Genomic DNA, 22,312 nt, shown 5'->3' on the forward strand with positions numbered 1-22,312 from the left:
GGTCTGCATTTTCCCGACATTCCCCATGATTCCGCTTTGCCTTGGCGGCAATTCGTGCAATGCGTTCACGCGTGAACACTCTTTGAGTCGCTGTTATGACGTCGCACCCGGTGAAAGCCAACTCTGCCGAGGAAGACCAGATCTTCCGCCTTCTGCGCCAGCTTGATCTGGCGCCGGACGCGTCGCAACGCGCGATTGCGGCAGCGATCGGGATATCACTGGGGCGGCTGAATGCGCTGCTCCGCAACTGCGCTGATCGCGGATTGGTCCGGGTCAGCGAACGCGCCGGTCCCGACAAGCGCCCGCGCTTTGCCTATTCCATCACCTCTCAGGGTGCCGCCGAAAAGGTGCGCCTGAGGGATACATTCCTTGCCCGAAAATTCGCCGAATACGACGCCCTGCACGCCGAGTTGACCGGCACCTCCAGCGGCCTCTCGCCCTTAAAACACAGGACACATCCCATGCAGAACAACCTCTCTCCCATCCCCGAGCTTTATGTCTCGTATGAAAGTGCGCAGAAGTTGAAAGTCGAGGCCGCAGACCTGATCAGCCACGACCTGACCCAACGGCAAACCTGCGATCTTGAGCTTCTGATGAATGGCGGTTTCAACCCGCTGAAAGGCTTCCTGTCGGAAGAGGATTATAACGGCGTCGTTGACAATATGCGCCTGGCCGATGGCACGCTGTGGCCGATGCCCATTACGCTGGACGTTTCGGAAAATTTCGCAAACTCGATCGAACTGGGGCAGGACATCGCCCTGCGCGATCAGGAAGGCGTCATTCTGGCGACGATGACCGTCACCGACCGGTGGGAGCCGAACAAATCCCATGAGGCCGAAAAGGTTTTCGGGGCTGATGACGACGCGCACCCGGCGGTGAATTACCTGCACAACGTGGCGGGCAAAATCTATCTGGGCGGGCCGATTGTCGGCATTCAGCAACCCATCCATTATGACTTCCGCGGCCGTCGCGACACACCGAACGAATTGCGCGCCTATTTCCGCAAGCTGGGCTGGCGCCGCATTGTTGCGTTCCAGACCCGCAACCCGCTGCACCGCGCGCACCAGGAACTGACCTTCCGCGCCGCGAAGGAAGCTCAGGCCAACCTGTTGATCCACCCCGTCGTGGGCATGACCAAACCCGGCGATATCGACCACTTCACCCGCGTGCGGTGCTACGAGGCTGTGTTGGACCAATACCCCGCCGCCACCACCACCATGAGCCTTCTGAACCTTGCCATGCGTATGGCGGGTCCGCGCGAGGCCGTCTGGCATGGTCTGATCCGCAAGAACCACGGTTGCACCCACTTCATCGTCGGTCGTGACCACGCCGGCCCCGGCAAGAACTCGGCTGGCGAGGATTTCTATGGCCCCTATGACGCACAGGACCTGTTCCGCGAGTATGAGGACGAAATCGGCGTCGAAATGGTGGATTTCAAGCACATGGTCTATGTGCAGGACCGCGCGCAGTACGAACCGGCGGACGAGATTCTGGACAAGGACGACGTGACGATTCTGAATATCTCGGGCACCGAACTGCGCCGCCGCCTGTCGGAAGGTCTGGAAATTCCGGAATGGTTCAGCTTCCCGGCTGTTGTGGAAGAACTGCGCAAAACCAAGCCGCCGCGGTCTGAACAAGGCTTCACCGTGTTCTTCACCGGCTTCTCGGGCTCGGGAAAATCCACCATCGCAAACGCTCTGATGGTCAAGCTGATGGAGATGGGCGGACGTCCCGTCACGCTGCTCGATGGTGACATCGTGCGGAAAAACCTGTCAAGTGAGCTAGGCTTCTCGAAGGAACACCGCGATCTGAACATCCGCCGTATCGGCTATGTCGCGTCCGAAATCACCAAGAACGGCGGGATTGCCATCTGTGCGCCCATCGCGCCCTATGCCACCACCCGCCGCGCCGTCCGCGAGGAAATCGAGCAGTTTGGCGCCTTTGTCGAAGTGCATGTCGCCACCTCGATCGAGGAATGCGAACGCCGCGACCGTAAGGGGCTGTACAAGCTGGCACGTGAAGGCAAGATCAAGGAATTTACCGGCATCTCAGACCCCTATGACGTGCCGCAAAACCCCGAGCTTAGCGTCGAGACCGAGAATGTCGACGTGGACAACTGCGCCCATCAGGTTCTTCTGAAGCTGGAAAGCATGGGGCTGATCAAGGCCTAAGCCAACCAGATTGAAAACGCAAAAAACCCGGGGATTTCCCCGGGTTTTTCATGATCGGATGGTCCGGCTCGGATCAGTGGATCGAGACCGGTGAAAAATCGTTCTGTCGCGCCAGCGCATAGGCGAGGTCGCGGTCGACCACCAAGGCCAGTTGCTCTCCGTCCTCGCGGTGGACTGCATAAAGCGTGTCTGCCCCATCTGCCTGTTCGCGGGCCTCGTCCTGAATGGAATCTGGCAAGTCGTCAATCGCAACGGCTTTGACATAGACGATATTGCCAATCCCGAACTGGCCAAATGGAAGTTTATGGTTCATCGGCTCACCCCTTCTTTATCTGGATCGTTTGCACAAGGCGCTCTGGTTCGGCGCGTTCAAGATCAATGTGCAACAGACCGTTTTCCGTGTGTGCCCCTTTGACATCGACGCCATCGGCCAGCACGAAACTTTTCACGAATTGACGCCCGGCGATGCCACGGTGCAGAAACACGCGTTCCCGGCCATCGTCGCCCTGCGCGCCCCGGATCACCAGCTTCGCATTTTCAACCGTGATCGACAGGTCGTCATCGGCAAACCCGGCAACCGCCAATGTGATGCGATACGCCCGGTCGCTGACCTGTTCTATATTGAAAGGGGGATAGCCGTCCTTGCCCGATTTCGCGGCCTGTTCGACCATGCGTTCAAGCTGTTCAAAACCAAGCAAGAAGGGATGAGTTCCCAAGTTCATCTTTGTCATCGACACGTCCTTGATAAAGCGACACGTTTGCAGGCCCCGCACAGGCGACCTTGTGAAAAATATGGGGTGTCGGATGAAGGGTTGCAAGAGCCGCTTTTCCTTGGCCTTGCGCCAGACTTGGCGCTAGACTGTGGCAGCAAACGCCCCAGAAAAGACGATCCGAATAAATGAGCAACGCCAAAGAGATGAAGACCGAAGAGGTGCTTCGTGTGGAGCTGGAAGTCTTTCGCGCCGAGCATCGGGATCTGGACGATGCGATCCACGCCCTTGAAGAACGCGGGATGGCGGATCAGTTGCAACTGCGGCGTCTGAAAAAGCAGAAACTGGCCTTGAAGGACAAAATCTCGCGGATCGAGGACAAACTGACGCCGGACATCATTGCCTGATTGCATCGCGGCCCCAGCCCCTTATAAAGCGGGCTTCCAAGACACGAGGTCACAATGACAGATGTGAAAGTCGGGATCATCATGGGCAGCCAGTCGGATTGGCCCACGATGAAGGAAGCCGCCAATATTCTGGATGAACTGGGCATTGCCTATGAAGCGAAGATCGTTTCGGCCCACCGCACCCCGGATCGGCTTTGGGAGTATGGCAAGACGGCAGCAGATCGCGGCCTTCACGTGATTATTGCTGGCGCGGGCGGGGCGGCGCATCTGCCCGGCATGATGGCGTCAAAAACCCGCGTGCCGGTGGTGGGCGTGCCGGTTCAGACCCGTGCCCTGTCGGGGGTCGACAGCCTGTATTCCATCGTGCAAATGCCCAAGGGCTTTCCTGTCGCCACAATGGCCATCGGCGCGGCGGGGGCGGCCAATGCAGGGCTGATGGCGGCGGGGATCCTTGCGGTCTCGGACCCGGCGCTGGCCGACCGGCTGGACGCCTGGCGCGCGGCGCTGTCCGCCTCGATCCCGGATGAGCCGACCGATGACTAGGCCCCTGCCCACCGGATCGACGATCGGGATCCTTGGCGGCGGCCAGTTGGGCCGCATGTTGTCGGTCGCGGCATCGCGTCTTGGGTTCAGGATCCATATTTACGAACCAGGCGCCAACCCGCCCGCCGGTCATGTCGCCGATCGTGTGACGACCGCCGACTATGACGACATCGCAGCGTTGGAGCAGTTTGCCGCTTCGGTCGACGTCATCACCTATGAGTTCGAGAACATCCCGACCGCAGCCCTGGACGCGCTTGAAGCGCATCGCAGCATACGCCCCGGCCGCGAATCGTTGCGCGTCAGCCAGGACCGGCTGATAGAAAAGGACTTCTTGTCCGGGCTGGTACTGCGCGTTGCCCCCTATAAAAACGTCGAGACGGTTAACGACCTGAAACAAGCAATCGAAACGGTTGGCACACCCTCGATCCTGAAAACCCGCCGTTTTGGTTATGATGGAAAAGGTCAATCCCGGATCATGTCCGCAGATCAAGCCGACCAAGCCTTTTCCGACATAGGCGGCGCCCCGTCGGTCCTGGAAGGCTTTGTTGATTTCACCCATGAGGTCAGCGTCATCGCGGCCCGTAGTGCTGCGGGCGACATCGCCTGTTTCGACCCCGGAGAGAACGTGCACAAGGATGGTATTCTGGCCACCACGACCGTCCCGGCTCGTTTAAGCCATGCGCAGCGCACGGACGCTGTTCTGATGGCGGCCAAGATCCTGAACGCATTGGATTATGTCGGCGTGATGGGCGTGGAACTTTTCGTTACATCTCAGGGGCTTATCGTCAACGAGATTGCACCCCGAGTCCATAACTCCGGCCACTGGACGCAGCAGGGATGCAGCGTCGACCAGTTCGAACAACACATCCGCGCGGTGGCGGGATGGCCCCTGGGCGATGGTGTGCGCTACGCCGATGTGGTCATGGAGAACCTGATCGGCGAAGACATGGACAGGGTGCCTGACATCGCATTGGAACCTCGGGCGTCCCTGCACCTGTATGGCAAGGCCGAGGTCAAACCGGGCCGCAAAATGGGTCACGTGAACCGAATCATCGCGACAAAGAAATAGAACTTTATCTACAACGGCCTTCTGCCACACGCATTCAGGTGGCTGTCGCATTATCTGGAAATTGAAAGCCGTGGCGTGGTTGGTGCGTCCTGGTCTGGTCTGATCCGGATCAGGACGAATATTCGACCACTGCGGCAGATTGCGAATTTGCGCTGGCCGCTACAAGATATATTGCGAAAACATGTTCCAAACCCCAAGTTTTGTGGCTAAGAAAAGCTGTCTGAAAGTTTTAAGTGATGGATTATCATGTTGCGCTGTTCTTTGTTCGCCAAACCCCTCGCCGCTCTCACACTGATTTTTTCCTCGCAAGCCGCGCTGGCCGGAAGCCTGTCCGATCCGGTGATCGAAACCCCGGTCGACCGCATCGTTGTGGACAATCGCCCCTATTGGGAGGGCGCTTATGTCGGGGCCACACTGGGATATGATTTCAGCGGCGGTGACCGAATTGGCATCACGCAAGCGTCGGGCAACCGGTTCACGCTCGGCACCTATGAAAACAGCGGTTGGGCTGGCAGCCTGCGCGCCGGGTATCGCTGGCAAGTAGACCGCTGGGTCTTTGGTCCGGAACTGGCCATCGAAGGCGGAATGATCGAAGACAGTTTCTCGACACGGGGGTATCGCGGCACGACCACGATGAATCACGCGCTGTCGCTGCGCCTGAAGGCCGGCTATGTCTGGCCGGTGCTGAACTCGATCGTCTATGGCACGGTGGGCGTGTCACGCGCTGAATTCGATTACAGCGTCTTGGGCTCGGGTTCGGCGGGGCCGATCGCGATCAACGACACTTATACAACCAATGGCTACATTCTGGGCGTGGGCATCGAACAACCGCTGACCAAGCGCCTATCGCTCACCGGCGAGTACGAATACATGAACTACGGCAAGGATATGCTGTCGGACGGGTTGGGCAACGACACGCTGGCAACCCCCTTGTTTCACAGCGTAAAAGTCGGCCTGAACCTGCGGTTCTGATTGCCCCCTCTGCGGTCGTGCAAGCCCTCAGGCAGTGCGACGGAATGGGCGCAGGAACGCACCAAGGATCAACGACACCAGAAGCCATCCGCCGACAAAGCCGATCCCGGCGCATAAAAGGCCATCTGCCGTCACCGGGACGGCAGGGCGGAAATCTTCCCAGGTGCGTTTGGCCAGATCGGTATCACGGAAGTGCCAGACCTTTGCCAGTCGTGCCATGGGTTCAGTGCCTTTCAGGGCGGTATAGGCGGTATCCAGACGTTCAAACCGGGCAAAGTTGCGCCGCATCTGGTCGCGCAGGTTATCCTGAAATCCGGTGCCCCCCATATTTTGCAGGGCTTCGTCGCGCGTATACCCGGCGGCCTTGGCGGTCAGGTCGAACCCGGCGGTCACGATCTGCAATTCGGTCCGCGCACCGGCCAGCCGTTGCATGTACTGTTGTGTGAACTCGGGGAACTGGCTCATCGCCACCGCGCCCGCGATGCCGCCAATCATTGCCAAGGTTCGGATCATGTGCTTCACCTGCGCGTTTCTTGTCTTTGCCATCAGCCTTCCAAAGCCGAGGGATCAGGTCAAGTCACAGCCCACGTAGCCCGGTACAAAACAACAAAGGCGCACCAGATCGGCACGCCTTCGCTTTGGGTGTCGGCTTGATCAGAGGCCACGTACGCGGTGCGGTTCGAATATCTCGATGACCTTCGCCACGGCCGCGTCCGGCGTCAGTTCTTCGCTGTCGCCGGTGCGGCGGCAGGTCAGTTCAACCACCCCGTTCTTCAAACCGCGCGGCCCGACAGTGATGCGCCAAGGCAGGCCGATCAGGTCCATTGTCGCAAACTTGCCGCCCGCGCGTTCGTTGCGGTCGTCGTAAAGCGGCTCCAGCCCGGCTTTGGTCAGGTGCTGATACAGCGCCTCGCAGGCCGCATCGGCCTCGGGGTCGCCTTGTTTCAGGTTGACGATCCCGCAATGGAAGGGCGTCACGCCTTCGGGCCAGATGATGCCCTTGTCGTCATGGCTCGCCTCGATGATCGCACCCAAAAGGCGGCTGACCCCGATCCCGTGCGATCCCATGTGAACCGGCACCTGGTTTTGATCCTTGTCGACCACCGTCGCGCCCAGCTTGTCAGAATAGGTGGTGCCGAAATAGAAGATCTGCCCGACCTCGATCCCGCGCGCCACCCTGCGGCGGTCTTCAGGCACCTTCTCGAACGCGGCTGCGTCATGGGTTTCGTCCGTGCGGGCATAGCGCGAAGTGAACTCGTCCATAACCCCCTGACATTGCGCCACATTGTCATAGTCGATGTCGCGGTCGCCAAAGGTCAAATCCGTGACTTCGCTGTCATAGAAGACTTCGCTTTCGCCGGTTTCGGCCAGCACAAGGAACTCGTGCGTATAATCCCCACCAATCGGACCACTGTCGGCCCGCATCGGGATGGCTTGCAACCCCATCCGTTCATAGGTGCGCAGATAGCTGACCAGATGGCGGTTATAGGCGTGCAGCGCGTCCTCTTTCGTCAGATCGAAGTTATAGCCATCCTTCATATAGAACTCTCGCCCCCGCATCACGCCAAAACGCGGGCGGATTTCGTCGCGGAACTTCCATTGGATCTGATACAGGGTCAGCGGCAGGTCTTTATAGGAATTGACATGCGCGCGGAAGATGTCTGTCACCATCTCTTCAGCCGTGGGGGAAAACAGCATGTCGCGACCGTGACGATCCTGCATGCGCAACATTTCCTCGCCATAGCCGTCATAGCGGCCGCTTTCACGCCACAAATCCGCCGATTGAATGGTTGGCATCTGCATCGGAATGTGTCCGGCGCGGACTTGCTCCTCGTGCACGATATTCTCGATCTTGCGAAGCACTTTGAACCCCAGCGGCAGCCACGAATAGATACCGGCGGATTGCTGTTTGATCATACCGGCGCGCAGCATGTAGCGGTGGGAAACGATCTGTGCTTCGGAAGGGGTTTCCTTCAGAACGGGCAGGAAATAGCGGGACAGGCGCATATGGACCTCTGTTCAATCACGACTTTGTCGTCAGCGGTCTATGACATCAAGACAGGCGGGGCAATCACGCATTGATTGGCGCACTGGTTTTTCCGCGCGCGCCTGCTGGCGTCGCGCGGCACACGACCCAAAGTCAGGCACGCGGGCTGCCGGTCAGATCGTGCCCCCGACACTGATCGTGATCTTGGTTTCCTGATCCGGCGAGACTTCGCCACCGGAATACGTGACACCCGCCTTGGTTTCTCCGGAAATCGAGATTCCCGGATCGCGGGGTTCGTAGTCATGTCCGGTACAGGCCGACAGCACTACAGACCCCAGTAAGAGTACAACACCAACGCGCATTGGATCCCCCTTTTTCAAGATGTCGGATATCGCCGGTGGCATCAGTATTTCACCCAATTCCAGGCAGGGGCAAGGGCGAACTTGCACAGCGCCGCGGTGCACCCCGCGCAGGGCTGCACTTGAATTGCCACGCAAGCTGCGCGACATAGGGATCAGTATGTTGAGGAGCTGAAATGGCCTTACCCGTTCAGACGCAGGTGAAATTCTGGTCGATCACGATCGCCATTCTGGCGGTTTCGCTGTGGTATCTGGGCGACGTGATCATGCCCTTTATCCTGGGCGGTGCGATTGCCTATTTCCTTGACCCGATCGCAGACCGGCTCGAAGCAATGGGCCTGTCCCGCGTCGCGGCCACCGCGATCATCTCGGTCCTCGCGATCCTTCTTTTCGTCATCGCCTTTCTGATGGTGGTGCCGACACTTGTTTCGCAGGCAGTTGCCCTTGCCGACGCGGCACCCACGCTCTTGAAACGGCTGGAGGTCTTTCTGATCGAGAATATCCCGTCGATCATAGACGAGGATTCAACCATTCGTCAGTCGCTGGCCAGCCTGGGACAAGCCATCAAGGAACGCGGCGGCGAACTGGTGGGCACGGTGCTGAGCTCGGCAATGGGCGTCATCAACATCGTGATTCTGTTGATCGTGACCCCGGTGGTCGCGTTTTACATGCTGCTGGATTGGGACCGGATGGTGGCCAAGATCGACGCCTTGCTGCCGCTGGATCACCGCCCCGCCATCCGGCAGATCGCCAGTGACATCGACCGCACCCTGGCCAGTTTCATTCGGGGTCAGGGCACGGTTTGCCTGGTGCTGGGCACCTATTATGCGGTCGCCTTGATGGCAGTCGGGTTGCAATTCGGGCTTGTCGTCGGCTTCATCGCGGGACTGATCACCTTCATCCCCTATGTCGGCGCCATTGTCGGCGGAACCCTTGCCATCGGGCTTGGACTGTTCCAGTTCTGGGGAGAATGGTGGCATCTTGCGGCGGTCGCCGGGATCTTCATGTTCGGCCAGTTTTTCGAGGGCAATATCCTGACACCAAAACTGGTGGGCAGCTCGGTCGGGCTGCACCCGGTCTGGCTGCTTCTGGCCTTGTCGGTATTCGGCTCGCTGTTCGGGTTTGTCGGCATGCTGGTGGCGGTGCCCGTTGCGGCCGCGCTGGGAGTAGTTGCCCGGTTCTTTGTCGGGAAGTATCAGGAAGGACTGCTTTATCAGGGCCTGTCCATTCCCGAAGCCCCCAAGACCAGTGACGAAGGCGACGCGGACTAATGGCACGCCAACTGACCTTTGACCTGCCCGCCCATGCGGCGCAGGGGCTGGATGACTTTCTGGTCACACCCTCCAATGCCACGGCCATGGCCGCGGTCGAGACGTGGCGGGACTGGCCAAACCGCAAACTGGTTCTGGTCGGTGACAAGGGCACTGGAAAGTCCCACCTTGCCCTCGTCTGGGCGGGGATGTCTGGGGCGGCGGTGATTGCCGCAAAGGATCTGGCCGGGGCCGACATTCAATCGCTTGCCGGTCGGTCCGTCGTCGTCGAAGACGCCGATCAGGTCGCGGGGAACGGACCGGCGGAAACCGCCCTGTTTCATCTTCACAACCTTGTTCTGGCCGAAGGTGGTCATCTGCTGATCACGGGCAAAACCGCCCCGTCGCGATGGGGGACCAGCCTGCCCGACCTGAAAAGCCGGCTGGAGGGGACGACACCCGCCACTCTACACGCGCCCGATGACCTGCTGTTGTCCGCTGTGCTGGTCAAACTGTTCGATGACCGCCAGATCGCTGTCCCAGCCAATCTGATCGACTATCTTGTACCCCGGATGGACCGGTCGCTTGCGGCTGCTGCGGCGTTGGTCGAGCGGCTGGACAAGGCCGCCCTGTCCGAAGGGCGCCCCCTGACCCGCAGCCTGGCCACTCGCGTCTTGCAAAAAGAAGCGTGATCCGGGGCATAACGTCATCTTTCCGTCACATGCAGGCGTGTTAGACTGGGGGCATGAACAAGACCAACACACCCAAGATTCCCCTTGCCGATTTTCTGGCGTCCGGCTTCCCCGCCCCCCAGGATCTGCCGCCTGACGCCTATGACGGGCCACGGCGTTTCTTCAATCGCGAACTTAGCTGGCTTGGCTTCAACTGGCGCGTGCTGGAAGAGGCTGAAAATCCGCGCGTGCCACTGTTGGAACGGCTGCGCTTCCTGTCGATTTCCGCCACCAACCTTGACGAGTTCTATACCGTTCGCGTGGCGGGTCTGCGTGAACTGGTGCGCGAAGGTGTGACAACCCCCGCCGCCGATGGGCTGAGCCCGACCGAGCAGTTGAAGCTGATTGATACCGATGCCCGTGCGTTGATGGCGCGGCAACAGGTGGTGTTTGAGGAACTGGCAGGCGAGATGCAGAGCCAGGGCATCATCATTTGCCGTCGCGACGACCTGACGAAAGAAGATCACGACTATCTGGATCGCATATTCCTGAGCCAGGTCTTTCCTGTCCTGTCTCCGCTTGCCATCGACCCGGCACACCCGTTTCCGTTCATCCCGAACACCGGCTACACGCTGGCGCTGCAACTTGAACGCAAGTCGGACAAGCAGAAATTGAAGGCGCTTCTGCCCATCCCGCAACAGATCGACCGCTTCGTGCCCCTGCCCGCCGAAGAAGGCCAGTATCGCTTCCTGCCGCTGGAAGATTTGCTGCTGGAGCATTTGGGCTTGCTGTTTCCCGGCTATGTCGAAAAAGGCAGCTGCGCCTTCCGCATCCTGCGCGACAGCGATCTTGAGGTCGAGGATGAAGCCGAAGACCTTGTGCGCGAGTTTGAAACCGCCCTGAAACGCCGCCGACGGGGCGAGGTGGTACGGATGAAGATCACCAAGAACGCGCCATCCGGGCTGTTGTCGATGATCATGCGCGAACTGAAAGTCACAGATGACGAAATTGTCGAGGTCGACGGCATGATCGGTATGGCCGATCTTGGCCAGCTTGTCCTGAAAGACCTGCCCGACCTATTGTGGCCCAGCTTTTCGCCGCGGGTGCCGGAACGGGTTCAGGACCATGACGGCGATATGTTCGCCGCGATCCGGCAAAAAGACATGCTGCTGCACCACCCGTACGAGACCTTCGACATGGTGGTGCGTTTTCTGCATCAGGCCGCGCGTGATCCGAATGTGGTGGCGATCAAGCAGACGCTCTATCGAACGTCACATGACAGCCCGATCGTCTCGGCCCTGTGCGAAGCGGCCGAGGACGGCAAATCCGTCACCGCGCTGGTTGAACTGAAAGCCCGCTTCGACGAGGCCGCGAACATCCGTCAGTCACGGCGACTGGAACGCGCGGGCGCGCATGTGGTCTATGGCTTCATCAACTATAAAACTCACGCCAAGATCTCGACCGTGGTGCGCCGCGAGGGGGACGAACTGGTGACATACACCCATTATGGCACCGGCAACTATCACCCGATCACCGCGCGCATCTATACAGACCTCAGCCTGTTCACCTGCGACCCGGCACTGGGGCGTGACGCAACGCGCGTTTTCAACTACCTGTCGGGCTATGCCGAACCGCAATCGCTTGAAAATCTTGCGATTTCTCCGCTGGATTTGAAATCGACACTGATCGAACGCATCGAAGCCGAAGCCACCCATGCCCGCGACGGCAAACCGGCAGAAATCTGGGCCAAGATGAACTCGTTGGTCGAACCTGACGTGATCGACGCGCTTTATGCGGCCTCGCAGGCGGGGGTGAAGATCAGCCTTGTTGTGCGCGGCATCTGCGGGCTGCGACCCGGCATCAAGGGGCTGTCCGAGAACATCCGCGTCAAGTCGATTGTGGGCCGGTTTCTGGAGCATTCCCGGATCGTCTGTTTCGGCAACGGGTATGGATTGCCGTCGAAAAAGGCGCGCGTCTATATGTCTTCGGCGGACTGGATGGGGCGCAACCTGAACCGCCGCGTGGAAACCCTGGTTGAAATCGAAAATGCCACCGTCAAGGCCCAGATCGTCAGTCAGATCATGGCCGCCAACCTGGCCGATGTTGCCCAAAGCTGGGTCATGCAGCCCGACGGACGCTTCCACCGCGCCGATCTTGGCAATATCGAACGCCCGTTCAACTGCCACCGCTTCTTCATGGAAAACCCGTCGCTGTCCGGTCGTGGCTCGGCCGGGGCATCCGATGTGCCGGAGCTGACCCATTCGCAAGATTGATCGCGGGCGGACACCCAGCTAACGTATCACCACGAAACAGAGGACATTCGATGGACGGACGCGGTGAAACCGGTGACGATTGGGGACCATTTGGACGTCCACTGTTTGATGATCCCTCCGTACGGGCGCTGCGGCGTGTCGGGGTGGTGGATATCGGCTCGAACTCGGTCCGGCTGGTGGTGTTCGACGGGGCGGCGCGCAGCCCGGCCTATTTCTTTAACGAGAAGATCCTGTGTGGTCTGGGCACGGGTCTGGCGCAAACCGGCCGCTTGCATCCCGAGGGTCGCGCCCGCGCGCTTGCCGCCATCAAACGGTTTCAGAAGCTCGCAGAGGGGATGAAAATGCCCCCCCTGTCGGCAGTGGCCACCGCAGCGGTGCGCGAGGCCAGTGATGGCCCGGAGTTCTGCGCCGAAGTGCTGCGCGAAACCGGGTTGAACATCTATGTCATTGATGGCGAGGAAGAGGCCCGCTTGTCGGCACAGGGTGTGCTGCTGGGCTGGCCGGATGCCAACGGGCTGATGTGTGACATTGGCGGCTCGTCGCTGGAACTAGCCAGCATTTCCGGTGGACAGGTTGGCAAACGTGTGACCTCGCCGCTTGGGCCTTTGAAACTGGCCGGCGTTCCGGGTGGCAAGAAGGGGCTGAAGGCCGAAATCGCCCGCGTGGTCGGGCAGCTTGCCGAAACCATGGGCACCGATCACAAGCGCCTGTTTCTGGTCGGCGGATCATGGCGGGCCATTGCACGACTGGACATGGAGCGGCGTGGCTATCCCCTGACGGTCCTGCACGAATATCGTATGACGCCGAAATCCCTGATCACCACGCTTAATTGGATTGACGAGATCGACCTGAACCAGATCCGCCAGCGCACAGGCACATCGGCTGCACGGATGGCGCTGGTGCCGATTGCCGCGCAGGTGCTCAAGCGTCTGGTGCGAGAGTTTCGCCCGAAAGAGATCGCCGTCAGCTCGTTCGGCATCCGCGAAGGGCTGCTCTATCAGCAAATGCCCGAACGTCTGCGCAGGCGTGATCCGTTGATCGAAGCCTGCTATGTCGCCGAACAGAAGGATGCACGCATCCCCGGCTTCGGCAAGCGTTTGTTCGCGTTTCTGCAACCTCTGTTCAAATCCGCCAAACCCGCAGAACTGCGACTGATCAAGGCGGCCTGCCTGTTACATGACGTCAGCTGGCGCGCCCACCCTGATTATCGGCACGAGGTCTGTTTCGACAACGCGACCCGCGCCAATCTGGGCGGATTGACCCATCAGGAGCGTGTGTTCCTGGGCCTTGCACTTTTGCACCGTTACAAGAATGCCCGCGAAGGTTCGCGGTTCGAACCGCTGTTCGGCATTCTGACTGAACAGAACATCAACCGGGCCGAAGTGTTGGGCAAGGCGATGCGGTTCGGCGCAATGCTGACAATGAAAGACCCGACCAAACTGGCCGCGCTGAAGTGGTTTCCTAAGAAACGGCAACTTGTCCTGATCCTGGACAAGGGCGGCAAAGACCTGTTCGGTGAAGTGGCCGAAGCCCGCTTCACGGCGTTGGCGAGCGCGCTCCAGGCAGAAGCCACCGTGAAGTTCCGGCGTTAAAGCTCGGTCTCGCCGGGGGCTGCCGGATCGACGCTCAGCGGGATGCGCCGCCGGATGATGATATCGCCATTGGGCAGGGTTTCGGGCGGGTGATAGGCGTTCAGATCGCCGAACCGGTCGACCAGTTCGGCCCAGCCTTCCGCCCATTTGTCGGCCATCGGCTCAATCTCTTTCGCCAATCCATCCAACAGCAGTTGAAACCCCCGGTTCAACAACTCTGCCCCTTCGGACAGTTCAGGGTTGTCAGGCGGCGGGGTATCCATGCCGTTGTCTTCGGCCAAAGCCGGGGCGGTCAGGCAGGCAAGGGCGATCAGCGCCGATGCGGTGGTATTTGTGATCTGTTTCATCCACTGTATTTAGGCGCGATCCGGCTGATGTGAAGGCGACAGATCAAAGTCAATCGACACCGGGAAATGATCGGATGCGGTCAGCAGGGCCTCGCGCAGTTCGGGTGCGCCATAGCATTCGGGGTCATCGAACGGGTGCCAGATGCGCCACTGCGGGTCCCTGGCCGCCAGATCGGGCGAGACCATTACGTAGTCCAACAGCGCCTGAAGAAAGCGCCGCTCCTTGGCTATATAGAACCGCGACGTGGCCGGGCGGGCACCCGACCTGTGGGTCAGGATCATCCGCGCGTGCGGGTCATACATGCAGGTTGCGTCATCCTCTCCCATCACGATCTCGACGCCGGAACGGCCGAACAGTTTCTCGTAATCGTCCAGCCCCGGACCGTCATTGAAATCACCCAACACGATCAGCGGATCACCGGCACGCAAGTGGTCGTCCACCCGTTGGCGTATCCAGATACATTGTGCCATCTGCTTGCGGCGGTTCTCAATCGCCAGTCGTATGATATCGCTTGGCCCCTGCGCACCGTGGGGGGCCTTCGATTTCACGTGAACACCGATCAGTCGCAGCGGTGTTCCGCTTTCCCGGTGCGTCAGCTCCACCTCAAGCGGCGGCTTGGAAAACACGATCGGCTCGGGCGAGGCATCGGTGTCCAGATCAAGATGAAAAACCCCGTCAAATCGCGGCGCAACAGGCGCACCAACCTCGCCCAGCGGGTCATGGCGGGCGGAAAAGACATAGGGGTCATACATCAGCGCGATTTCCTGCTGGGTGTCATTCGCAAACCCGATCAGCGCCTTGCGGGCGCGCAGATCGAACAGATCGGCGAACCGTTCCAGCGCTGGCACAGTGTGTCGGCGCCTGTTCTGGTCGGGCGCTTCGATCACCATGATGGCATCCGCGTCAAGCACCCCGAACACCATTCCCACTGCATTCAGCTGCGCCCGCCGCGTGACATCACGCCGCCCGGACCATTGTTCGTCGAACAGCGGGTGGCCTTCGTCGTCAAACAGCGAATTGAACCATTCGACATTATAGGTCGCGATCCGCATCAGGACCGACCCTTGCTGATCTCTTCCCAGGCCCGGTTGACGGCGATCAGCCGTTTTTCGGCCAGTTTGACAGCCTCTTCCGGAACGCCACGCGCCAGCATCCTGTCGGGGTGGCTTTCGCGCACCTCGGACCGCCAGACTTTGCGGATCTCTTCAAGCGGCGTGTCGGGCGTAACGCCCAACACATCGTATGGATCAGGGTGAGCATCCGGCACAAGCCGCGACCGCAAGGCCCGGAACTTACGCGGGGCGATGCCGAAAATCTCGGACACATGTTGAAGGAAGTCGTTTTCCGCCGGGTGATACTCACCATCAGCGATTGCGATGTGAAAGAGCCCCTCCATCAGATCGCAGAGCGCCGGATCATCCGGTCCGAACATCGCCGCGACCTTCTGCGCATAAAGCTCGAACCCCGCCACATCGGTGCGGGCCAGGTTGAACAGCCGGGCCGCGTTCTTTTCTTCACTCTCCGGGATGTCGAAAACCTCGCGAAAAGCCGACACTTCGTCCCGCGTAACCAGGCCGTCGGCTTTCGCCATCTTTGCGCCCAGCGCAATCACGGCAATCGCAAACCCTGCCGAGCGTTCGGGGGGCGTGCGCAAATGTGCAAACACGTCGGACAAGGTTTCGCCCTTGGCAAGGGCGGACAGGGCATCGGTTATGCGCGACCAGATAGACATGCGCTTTTGTTACACAGTCCGGCACATGAAAACGAGCATAAAGCGTGTGCCAACCGCCATGATTTTTGCGTCAAAGCACTGGGCGCGTGTCGTTTTTCCAGTTTACAATCCTTGAATATTGACCCCAAGTCACCATGTGACACCAAATATGACTAAAACAGTAGGGATACATGAATGCTCCTGAGGACATTTGACCGCTTCTTCCGCCATGATGCATCGGGGGGCGTTCTGTTGATGCTGTCCGCCGTTGCCGCGATGATCGCCGCCAACGGGCCCATCGCGGGTCAGGTCAATGATGTTCTGGGGGCCAAGTTTTCGATCCTGATCAATGATCAGGGACTGTCCAAGCCGCTGATCTTGTGGATCAATGACGGATTGATGGCCGTGTTCTTCCTGCTGATCGGGTTGGAGCTGAAGCGCGAAATGCTGGAAGGCAAGCTGCGCAACCCGCGCGACATCATCCTGCCGGGCATGGCGGCCGTGGGTGGCATGGCCGTGCCCGCGGTCATCTATGCCGCCATCAACTGGTCCAATCCCGAAACACTGTCAGGCTGGGCCATTCCGGCGGCCACGGATATTGCCTTTGCGCTGGGTATTCTGGCGCTGATCGGAACACGTGCCCCCGTGGCGTTGAAGGTGTTTTTGCTGACCCTTGCCATTCTGGATGACCTCGGCGCCATCATCGTGATCGCGCTGTTCTATACGGCCGAACTGAAGGTCGAGTACCTGTTGTACGCGCTGGTGCCGCTGGTCGCGATGTGGTGGCTGAACATGCGTCAGGTGCACCGGATCGCACCAATTCTGATGCTGGGTGCCGTGCTTTGGGTGCTGGTTTTGAAGTCCGGCGTGCATGCCACATTGGCTGGTGTCGCCACCGCCTTCTTCATTCCGATGAAGGACAAATGGGGGAAATCCCCCCTGCACAGCCTTGAACACGCCTTGGCACCTTACGTTTTTTTCATGATCGTGCCGATCTTCGCCTTCGCCAATGCAGGTGTCGCGCTTGAAGGCATGTCGGCAGACGCGTTGATGGCCCCTGTGCCGCTGGGGATCATTGCCGGTCTTGTACTGGGCAAACAGCTTGGCGTCTTTGGCCTGACCTTCCTGACCGTGAAAGCCGGGTTCGCGCAGTTGCCGCACGGCGTGGGCTGGGCGCATGTCTATGGCGTGTCGGCACTGGCAGGTATCGGGTTCACCATGTCGCTTTTCATCGGCAGCCTCAGCTTTGCTGACCCGGCCTTGATGAACGATGTGCGCCTTGGTGTTCTGGTCGCGTCCGGCCTGTCGGCCCTGATCGGAGCGGCGGTGCTGGTCATGGCAGGCAACCCGGCGCGCGAGGCGGACAAGGCCGAGGCTGAACCCGCCTAAAGCCGCTTCTGCATCAACACAAGGTCGTGCCACTGGCCAAACTTGCGCCCTGCCTCTGCCACGCGGCCCACGGTGACAAAGCCGATGGCCGCGTGAAACGGCTCCGCGCCCGGGTTTGAGGCGGAGATGCACGCGATGATCGAGTGCACCCCCAGATCGCGCGCGCGCTGCTCCACCTTTGCCATCAAGGCCCGACCCACCCCCTGCCCCCGCGCCGACGGGGCCAGCATGATCGAGTGCTCTTTGGTGTGGGCATATCCCGACCCTGCTCGGAACGGGAACAGCGCGGCAAAACCAGCGATGCGTCCTTCCCGCTCGGTCACCAGAAACGCATCATGATCGCGAAGGGCATCGGCCACGTCCTGTTCCGTTTTTTCAACGCTGTTGAAGGTGATCAATGTCTCGCGGATCGCGAGGTTCCAAAGCGTGAGGATGCCGGGAATATCAGCCTGCGTGGCGGCGCGGATCATGGCAGTTCAACCAAGCCATGCGGCGTATCCAGCCACGCGCTGACCCCCGGAGCACCGGAATGAACCGACAGCCGACGATCCGCCACCAAAGGGGCAAGCGCAACCGACAGCGCCTCGGCCTCGGGGTGCGTGACCTCAAGTGCTGCCAAACGCAGCCCGTGGTCGGGCAGGTCGGGCGCGGGTTGGGCGCCCTTCCAGTGCAGAAGCCCCGGTGCACACCCTGAAAACGGTAGCCGCCCATCCGACGGGATCGCCATATCCCACGCATATGGGCCACGTTCCAGGGACAGCACGTCGCCCGTTCCGTCCGGCGCGCGATGCAGTGCCTGCGTCAGATCCGGCACCCGGACAACCCAGTTGGTCAGACGCGCAGGGCCAGTGAAATAATCCAGGTCAAACCATCGCGCCCGACCGGGGTCGGGTGCTTCGGGGTTGATGGCGATGACCTCAAGATACGTGGATGACCCCAGCGACCAAAGCACATTGTGGGTGCCCATGAGCGGGTGTTCTCCTCCCCCCGCCATGGGCACCCCCAGCAGGTCCTCAAGGCACGCGACACCTTCAGACAGGGTCGCGGAGGACACCACAAGGTGATCAATCTGTCCCAGAGCCAAGCCAATCTCCTTCCCGGTCTGGGGTGAGGCTGGCGGGATTTGCCGCCAGCCGCAAGGGTCTTGTGCGTCAGGCGCGCGCTTCGCGCACCAGTTTCAGGATGTCCTGCGCGGCTTCGGGAATGTTCGTGCCCGGACCGAAAATGGCTTTCACCCCGTTTTTGTAAAGGAAGTCATAGTCCTGCTGCGGAATGACGCCACCGCAGATCACGATGATATCCTCGGCCCCCTGATCTTTCAGTGCGTTCACCAGTTGCGGGGCCAGCGTCTTGTGACCCGCAGCCTGAGAGCTGATGCCGACAATATGCACATCGTTGTCGATCGCGTCCTGCGCGGCCTCATCCGGGGTCTGGAACAATGGGCCCACATCGACGTCAAAACCAATATCGGCAAAGGCCGTGGCGATCACCTTGGCCCCCCGGTCATGCCCGTCCTGCCCCATCTTGACCACCAGCATGCGCGGGCGGCGGCCTTCGGCGTCAGCGAACTCTTCCACCGATTTCTGAATGGCGGCAAAGCCTTCGTCGCCTTCATAGGCGGCGCCATAAACACCGGCCAGCGTTTTCACCTCGGCGCGGTGGCGACCGAATACCTTTTCCATAGCCATTGAGATTTCTCCGACAGTTGCGCGGGCGCGGGCGGCCTCGACAGCCGCTTCCAGCAAGTTTCCAACTTCTTTAGCACGGCGGGTCAGTTCCGCCAGTGCAGCTTCGCAGGCGGCGCCATCCCGTGTCGCGCGGATCTTTTCAAGCCGTGCCACCTGGCTTTCGCGCACCGCGACGTTGTCGACATCCAGAATGTCGATCGGGTCTTCTTTTTCCAGCTTGTACTTGTTCACCCCGACGATGGTTTCTTCGCCGCGGTCGATCATCGCCTGCCGCTTGGCCGCCGATTCCTCGATGCGCAGCTTGGGCATGCCGCTGGCGACGGCCTTGGTCATGCCGCCCATCTCTTCGACCTCTTCCATCAGGGCCCAGGCCTTGTTGATCAACTCATCCGTCAGCGCCTCGACATAGTAGGACCCCGCCAGCGGGTCGACCACGTTCGTGATCCCCGTTTCCTCCTGCAAGATGATCTGCGTGTTGCGCGCGATCCGGGCCGAGAAATCGGTGGGCAGGGCGATGGCTTCATCCAGCGCGTTGGTGTGCAAGGACTGGGTGCCGCCCAGCGCCGCCGACATGGCTTCATAGGCCGTGCGGATCACGTTGTTATAGGGGTCTTGCTCCTGCAGGCTGACGCCTGAAGTCTGACAGTGGGTGCGCAGCATCTTGGACCGTTCGGATTTCGCACCAAAATCGGTCATCACGCGGTGCCACAGAGTGCGGGCGGCGCGCAGTTTCGCGGCCTCCATGAAGAAGTTCATGCCGATGGCGAAGAAGAACGACAGGCGGCCTGCGAACTTGTCCACATCCATGCCAGCCTCGATCGCGGCACGCACATATTCGCGCCCGTCTGCCAGCGTATAGGCCAGTTCCTGCACCAGGTTCGCGCCAGCTTCCTGCATGTGATAGCCGGAGATCGAGATCGAGTTGAATTTCGGCATCTCGTTCGAGGTGTATTCGATGATGTCCGAAATGATCCGCATCGACGGTTCCGGCGGATAGATATAGGTGTTGCGCACCATGAACTCTTTCAGAATGTCGTTCTGAATGGTGCCCGACAGAAGCGCCCTGTCATGTCCCTGCTCTTCTCCGGACACGATGAAATTGGCCAGGATCGGGATCACAGCCCCGTTCATCGTCATCGAGACCGAGACCTTGTCCAGCGGAATTCCATCAAACAGGATTTTCATATCCTCGACCGAGTCGATCGCGACACCCGCCTTGCCCACATCGCCCACCACGCGGGGGTGGTCACTGTCATATCCCCGATGCGTGGCAAGGTCGAAGGCAACCGACACACCTTGCTGACCCGCCGCCAGGTTGCGGCGATAAAAGGCGTTGGATTCCTCGGCGGTCGAGAAGCCGGCGTATTGCCGGATGGTCCAGGGACGGCCCGCATACATCGTCGCCTTCACACCACGCGTGAAGGGGCCAAAGCCGGGCAGATTGCCCATATGATCCAGTCCCTGCGTATCTTCGACGGTGTAAAGCGGCTTGACGTCGATCCCTTCCAGCGTGTGCCATGTCAGGTCATCCAGCGCACGGCCGCGCAGTTCCTTTTCGGCCAGTTCCTTCCACTTGGCTGTATCGCTCATTGCGTCATCCTTTTCGTATTTCGGTGTCTGTCCCGTCATGGCGCGCCCTCGACCCACATTTCTGCGGCGCCGACGACGCGCGGGGCGAAGTCTTCGATCTGTTTGCGCAAGGCTGGCGCGGCATCCGGTGTGGTGGCATAGAAGCTGACATCGCGTCCACCAAGGAACCCGCCCGCGCCGGTATAGCGCAGCGTTCCAACCTTGACCCAACCCGCGCCGATGCCGTTTTCAATCAAATGGTCATAGATCATCGCAAGCTCGACACCTGCGTCTTGAACAAGCGGATCGGCCCATCCATCCTGTGGATTGTCCAATCGCGTCGACAGCGCGCGATACGAGGCAAGGCCCCATAAATCCAGCACGTAATTTGGGTTGTTCCAAGCCACATAGCCAAGGTCGTTCACAGCAACGGGCTTTTGATAGACCTCTTTTGCAAACGTGCTCATATTGCCTTGCTGGGAATGGATCGCGAGCGCACCGTATTTGCCGTTTTGCACCAACCAGACGCCATAAGACAGGGCAAGATAGGCAAACCCGACCACCAGAAGGGCGCGCGCTGATCTCATACCGTCGGAGCGGAACAGGCCCAGCATCAGCATACCGAACACGAAGCTCAGCGCATACAGCTCATATCGATTGAACCACCCGAACTGGCCAAGCACAAGATGACCGGACCCGGCAAGAACAGCCCCTGCCATCAACGCACGAGCCGCGCCATGGACGCGGGTCAAGGCAACCGCGCCGATCATCACGGCCATCAGCATGACCAAGGCCTTGTCTGACGACATGACCTCGGCCACGACCTTCAGCGGCAGGTCAATCAGGTTGAAGCGACTGTCCTGCCCGCCCCCTGCCAATTTCGCCATGACGGAATTGGGCAGCGGCTCCAACCCAAGTGAGGTCAGAAACAGCATGAACCCCGTAACCAGAGCCACCGCCACGGCAAACAGCGCCGCGCCCGCCTTCCACCGCCCCAGCATTGCCAGAGCGAGCGCCGCGCCACCGGTGACGGCCAAGCCTTCAAAGCGGATCATCGGCCCCAGAAGCATGCCCGCCACCAAGAGCCAATGCAGCCGCCCTTGGTCAAGCTGAAGTTGCAGCCCGCGCAAAACGGCCAAGCCGGCCAGCATATGCAGGGTATGTTCCATCCCTACCTGTACTATCCCGGCCAAGTTGAACGCCAAGGGGCCAAGGATCGCCAAGGCAAGTGCCACACGCCAGTCCGCGACCGCGTCCTGCACAATGCGCCCCCAAAGCAAAGCCGCCAATACCAGTGCAACCACGTTCCAGAACACAGGCACCATCGCATGAAACTGGGTGCCTGCGAACGGCACCAACAAGAGCGGGTAAATCGGTGACGACGCGGCCGAGGTATATTCGCCCGGATTCACCCCATACCCCCCTGCCGCGATCTGTTCCGAGACAGCCAGATGAATATAAACATCGTCCAAGGGGTATTCGAACGCACCCACCAAGCCGTATGCCATGGCTTGCACAAGCAGAAACATCGCCACGCTGACGCCAACCGCAACTGCGGGTTCAAAGCGACGCACGCCTGTGATCGTGGCGGTCAGGCTCATCC

At 60.1% G+C, this 22,312-nt stretch carries 22 protein-coding genes; 10 read left to right on the forward strand and 12 right to left on the reverse strand.

Annotated features, from left to right (window positions below):
- The first annotated feature begins 95 nt into the window (after window positions 1-95).
- Window positions 96-2,171: a bifunctional sulfate adenylyltransferase/adenylylsulfate kinase gene (locus MUY21_RS02060; RefSeq protein ID WP_248408740.1), complete on the forward strand. Its 2,076-nt coding sequence runs from the start codon at window positions 96-98 to the stop codon at window positions 2,169-2,171.
- Window positions 2,172-2,244: 73 nt separating this feature from the next.
- Here MUY21_RS02060 and MUY21_RS02065 read toward each other — a convergent pair whose 3' ends face one another.
- Complete coding sequence (locus MUY21_RS02065; protein WP_191285152.1) at window positions 2,245-2,484, reverse strand: DUF1150 family protein; 240 nt, start codon at window positions 2,482-2,484, stop codon at window positions 2,245-2,247.
- 4 nt (window positions 2,485-2,488) lie between these two features.
- Window positions 2,489-2,902: an Hsp20 family protein gene (locus tag MUY21_RS02070; RefSeq protein ID WP_191285153.1), complete on the reverse strand. Its 414-nt coding sequence runs from the start codon at window positions 2,900-2,902 to the stop codon at window positions 2,489-2,491.
- Window positions 2,903-3,069: 167 nt separating this feature from the next.
- On the opposite strand from MUY21_RS02070, the gene MUY21_RS02075 reads away from it, so the two are divergent.
- The 4 genes from MUY21_RS02075 to MUY21_RS02090 all read left to right on the forward strand — a co-directional run bounded on the left by MUY21_RS02075 (window position 3,070) and on the right by MUY21_RS02090 (window position 5,872).
- Window positions 3,070-3,288 (forward strand): DUF465 domain-containing protein, encoded by a 219-nt coding sequence (locus MUY21_RS02075; protein ID WP_191285154.1) that lies wholly within the window; start codon window positions 3,070-3,072, stop codon window positions 3,286-3,288.
- Window positions 3,289-3,342: 54 nt separating this feature from the next.
- On the forward strand, window positions 3,343-3,831 hold the full coding sequence (gene purE / locus MUY21_RS02080) for a 5-(carboxyamino)imidazole ribonucleotide mutase (RefSeq protein WP_248408741.1): 489 nt from the start codon (window positions 3,343-3,345) through the stop codon (window positions 3,829-3,831).
- The gene (locus MUY21_RS02085; protein WP_248408742.1) at window positions 3,824-4,900 is read left to right on the forward strand and encodes a 5-(carboxyamino)imidazole ribonucleotide synthase; all 1,077 of its coding nucleotides are present in this window, start codon (window positions 3,824-3,826) and stop codon (window positions 4,898-4,900) included. Before purE ends, MUY21_RS02085 begins: the two co-directional genes overlap by 8 nt.
- A gap of 246 nt (window positions 4,901-5,146) precedes the next feature.
- Entirely contained in the window at window positions 5,147-5,872 is a 726-nt protein-coding gene (locus tag MUY21_RS02090) for an outer membrane beta-barrel protein (RefSeq protein WP_248408743.1), read from the forward strand.
- Between the two features lie 27 nt (window positions 5,873-5,899).
- Here the strand turns inward: MUY21_RS02090 and MUY21_RS02095 are convergent, their stop codons facing one another.
- From MUY21_RS02095 to MUY21_RS02105, 3 genes are all read right to left on the reverse strand, one after another.
- Window positions 5,900-6,418: a DUF2937 family protein gene (locus tag MUY21_RS02095; RefSeq protein ID WP_248408744.1), complete on the reverse strand. Its 519-nt coding sequence runs from the start codon at window positions 6,416-6,418 to the stop codon at window positions 5,900-5,902.
- A 108-nt stretch (window positions 6,419-6,526) separates the two neighbouring features.
- A complete protein-coding gene (gene proS, locus MUY21_RS02100) occupies window positions 6,527-7,879 on the reverse strand; it encodes a proline--tRNA ligase (RefSeq protein ID WP_248408745.1) in 1,353 nt (450 codons plus the stop codon).
- A gap of 153 nt (window positions 7,880-8,032) precedes the next feature.
- Window positions 8,033-8,221 (reverse strand): hypothetical protein, encoded by a 189-nt coding sequence (locus MUY21_RS02105; RefSeq protein WP_248408746.1) that lies wholly within the window; start codon window positions 8,219-8,221, stop codon window positions 8,033-8,035.
- Window positions 8,222-8,394: 173 nt separating this feature from the next.
- Here MUY21_RS02105 and MUY21_RS02110 point away from each other — a divergent pair, with 173 nt between their 5' ends.
- Genes MUY21_RS02110 through MUY21_RS02125 form a run of 4 tightly spaced genes read left to right on the forward strand, consistent with a single transcriptional unit; the run spans window position 8,395 to window position 14,004 of the window.
- The gene (locus MUY21_RS02110; protein ID WP_248408747.1) at window positions 8,395-9,489 is read left to right on the forward strand and encodes an AI-2E family transporter; all 1,095 of its coding nucleotides are present in this window, start codon (window positions 8,395-8,397) and stop codon (window positions 9,487-9,489) included.
- Window positions 9,489-10,160, forward strand: coding sequence for a DnaA/Hda family protein (locus MUY21_RS02115; RefSeq protein ID WP_248408748.1), 672 nt, complete (start codon window positions 9,489-9,491; stop codon window positions 10,158-10,160). The genes MUY21_RS02110 and MUY21_RS02115 overlap by 1 nt, the downstream gene beginning before the upstream one ends.
- Window positions 10,161-10,213: 53 nt before the next feature.
- On the forward strand, window positions 10,214-12,412 hold the full coding sequence (locus MUY21_RS02120; protein WP_248408749.1) for an RNA degradosome polyphosphate kinase: 2,199 nt from the start codon (window positions 10,214-10,216) through the stop codon (window positions 12,410-12,412).
- A 50-nt stretch (window positions 12,413-12,462) separates the two neighbouring features.
- Entirely contained in the window at window positions 12,463-14,004 is a 1,542-nt protein-coding gene (locus MUY21_RS02125; RefSeq protein ID WP_248408750.1) for a Ppx/GppA family phosphatase, read from the forward strand.
- On the opposite strand, the gene MUY21_RS02130 is transcribed toward MUY21_RS02125, so the two are convergent.
- From MUY21_RS02130 to MUY21_RS02140, 3 genes are read right to left on the reverse strand one after another with little or no spacing between them, the layout of a single operon-like run.
- Window positions 14,001-14,351, reverse strand: coding sequence for a hypothetical protein (locus MUY21_RS02130; protein WP_248408751.1), 351 nt, complete (start codon window positions 14,349-14,351; stop codon window positions 14,001-14,003). The two genes, MUY21_RS02125 and MUY21_RS02130, sit on opposite strands and share 4 nt — an antisense overlap.
- Before the next feature lie 9 nt (window positions 14,352-14,360).
- Entirely contained in the window at window positions 14,361-15,404 is a 1,044-nt protein-coding gene (locus MUY21_RS02135) for an endonuclease/exonuclease/phosphatase family protein (protein ID WP_248408752.1), read from the reverse strand.
- Window positions 15,404-16,084 (reverse strand): molecular chaperone DjiA, encoded by a 681-nt coding sequence (locus MUY21_RS02140; protein ID WP_248408753.1) that lies wholly within the window; start codon window positions 16,082-16,084, stop codon window positions 15,404-15,406. The genes MUY21_RS02135 and MUY21_RS02140 overlap by 1 nt, the downstream gene beginning before the upstream one ends.
- 174 nt (window positions 16,085-16,258) lie before the next feature.
- On the opposite strand from MUY21_RS02140, the gene nhaA reads away from it, so the two are divergent.
- Window positions 16,259-17,452, forward strand: a complete 1,194-nt coding sequence (nhaA, locus tag MUY21_RS02145) for a Na+/H+ antiporter NhaA (RefSeq protein ID WP_248408754.1) — start codon at window positions 16,259-16,261, stop codon at window positions 17,450-17,452.
- Here the strand turns inward: nhaA and MUY21_RS02150 are convergent.
- The 4 genes from MUY21_RS02150 to MUY21_RS02165 form a co-directional block, all read right to left on the reverse strand.
- Window positions 17,449-17,922 carry a GNAT family N-acetyltransferase gene (locus tag MUY21_RS02150; RefSeq protein ID WP_248408755.1) on the reverse strand — a complete coding sequence of 158 codons (474 nt, stop codon included), beginning with the start codon at window positions 17,920-17,922 and terminating at the stop codon, window positions 17,449-17,451. The genes nhaA and MUY21_RS02150 overlap by 4 nt on opposite strands.
- Window positions 17,919-18,536 carry a VOC family protein gene (locus tag MUY21_RS02155; RefSeq protein WP_248408756.1) on the reverse strand — a complete coding sequence of 206 codons (618 nt, stop codon included), beginning with the start codon at window positions 18,534-18,536 and terminating at the stop codon, window positions 17,919-17,921. Before MUY21_RS02155 ends, MUY21_RS02150 begins: the two co-directional genes overlap by 4 nt.
- A gap of 67 nt (window positions 18,537-18,603) precedes the next feature.
- Window positions 18,604-20,730 (reverse strand): methylmalonyl-CoA mutase, encoded by a 2,127-nt coding sequence (gene scpA, locus MUY21_RS02160; RefSeq protein WP_248408757.1) that lies wholly within the window; start codon window positions 20,728-20,730, stop codon window positions 18,604-18,606.
- 35 nt (window positions 20,731-20,765) lie between these two features.
- Window positions 20,766-22,310: a hypothetical protein gene (locus tag MUY21_RS02165; protein ID WP_248408758.1), complete on the reverse strand. Its 1,545-nt coding sequence runs from the start codon at window positions 22,308-22,310 to the stop codon at window positions 20,766-20,768.
- Window positions 22,311-22,312 lie beyond the last annotated feature (2 nt).

The organism is Aliiroseovarius sp. S2029 (genome assembly GCF_023195575.1).
Classification (GTDB): domain Bacteria; phylum Pseudomonadota; class Alphaproteobacteria; order Rhodobacterales; family Rhodobacteraceae; genus Aliiroseovarius; species Aliiroseovarius zhejiangensis.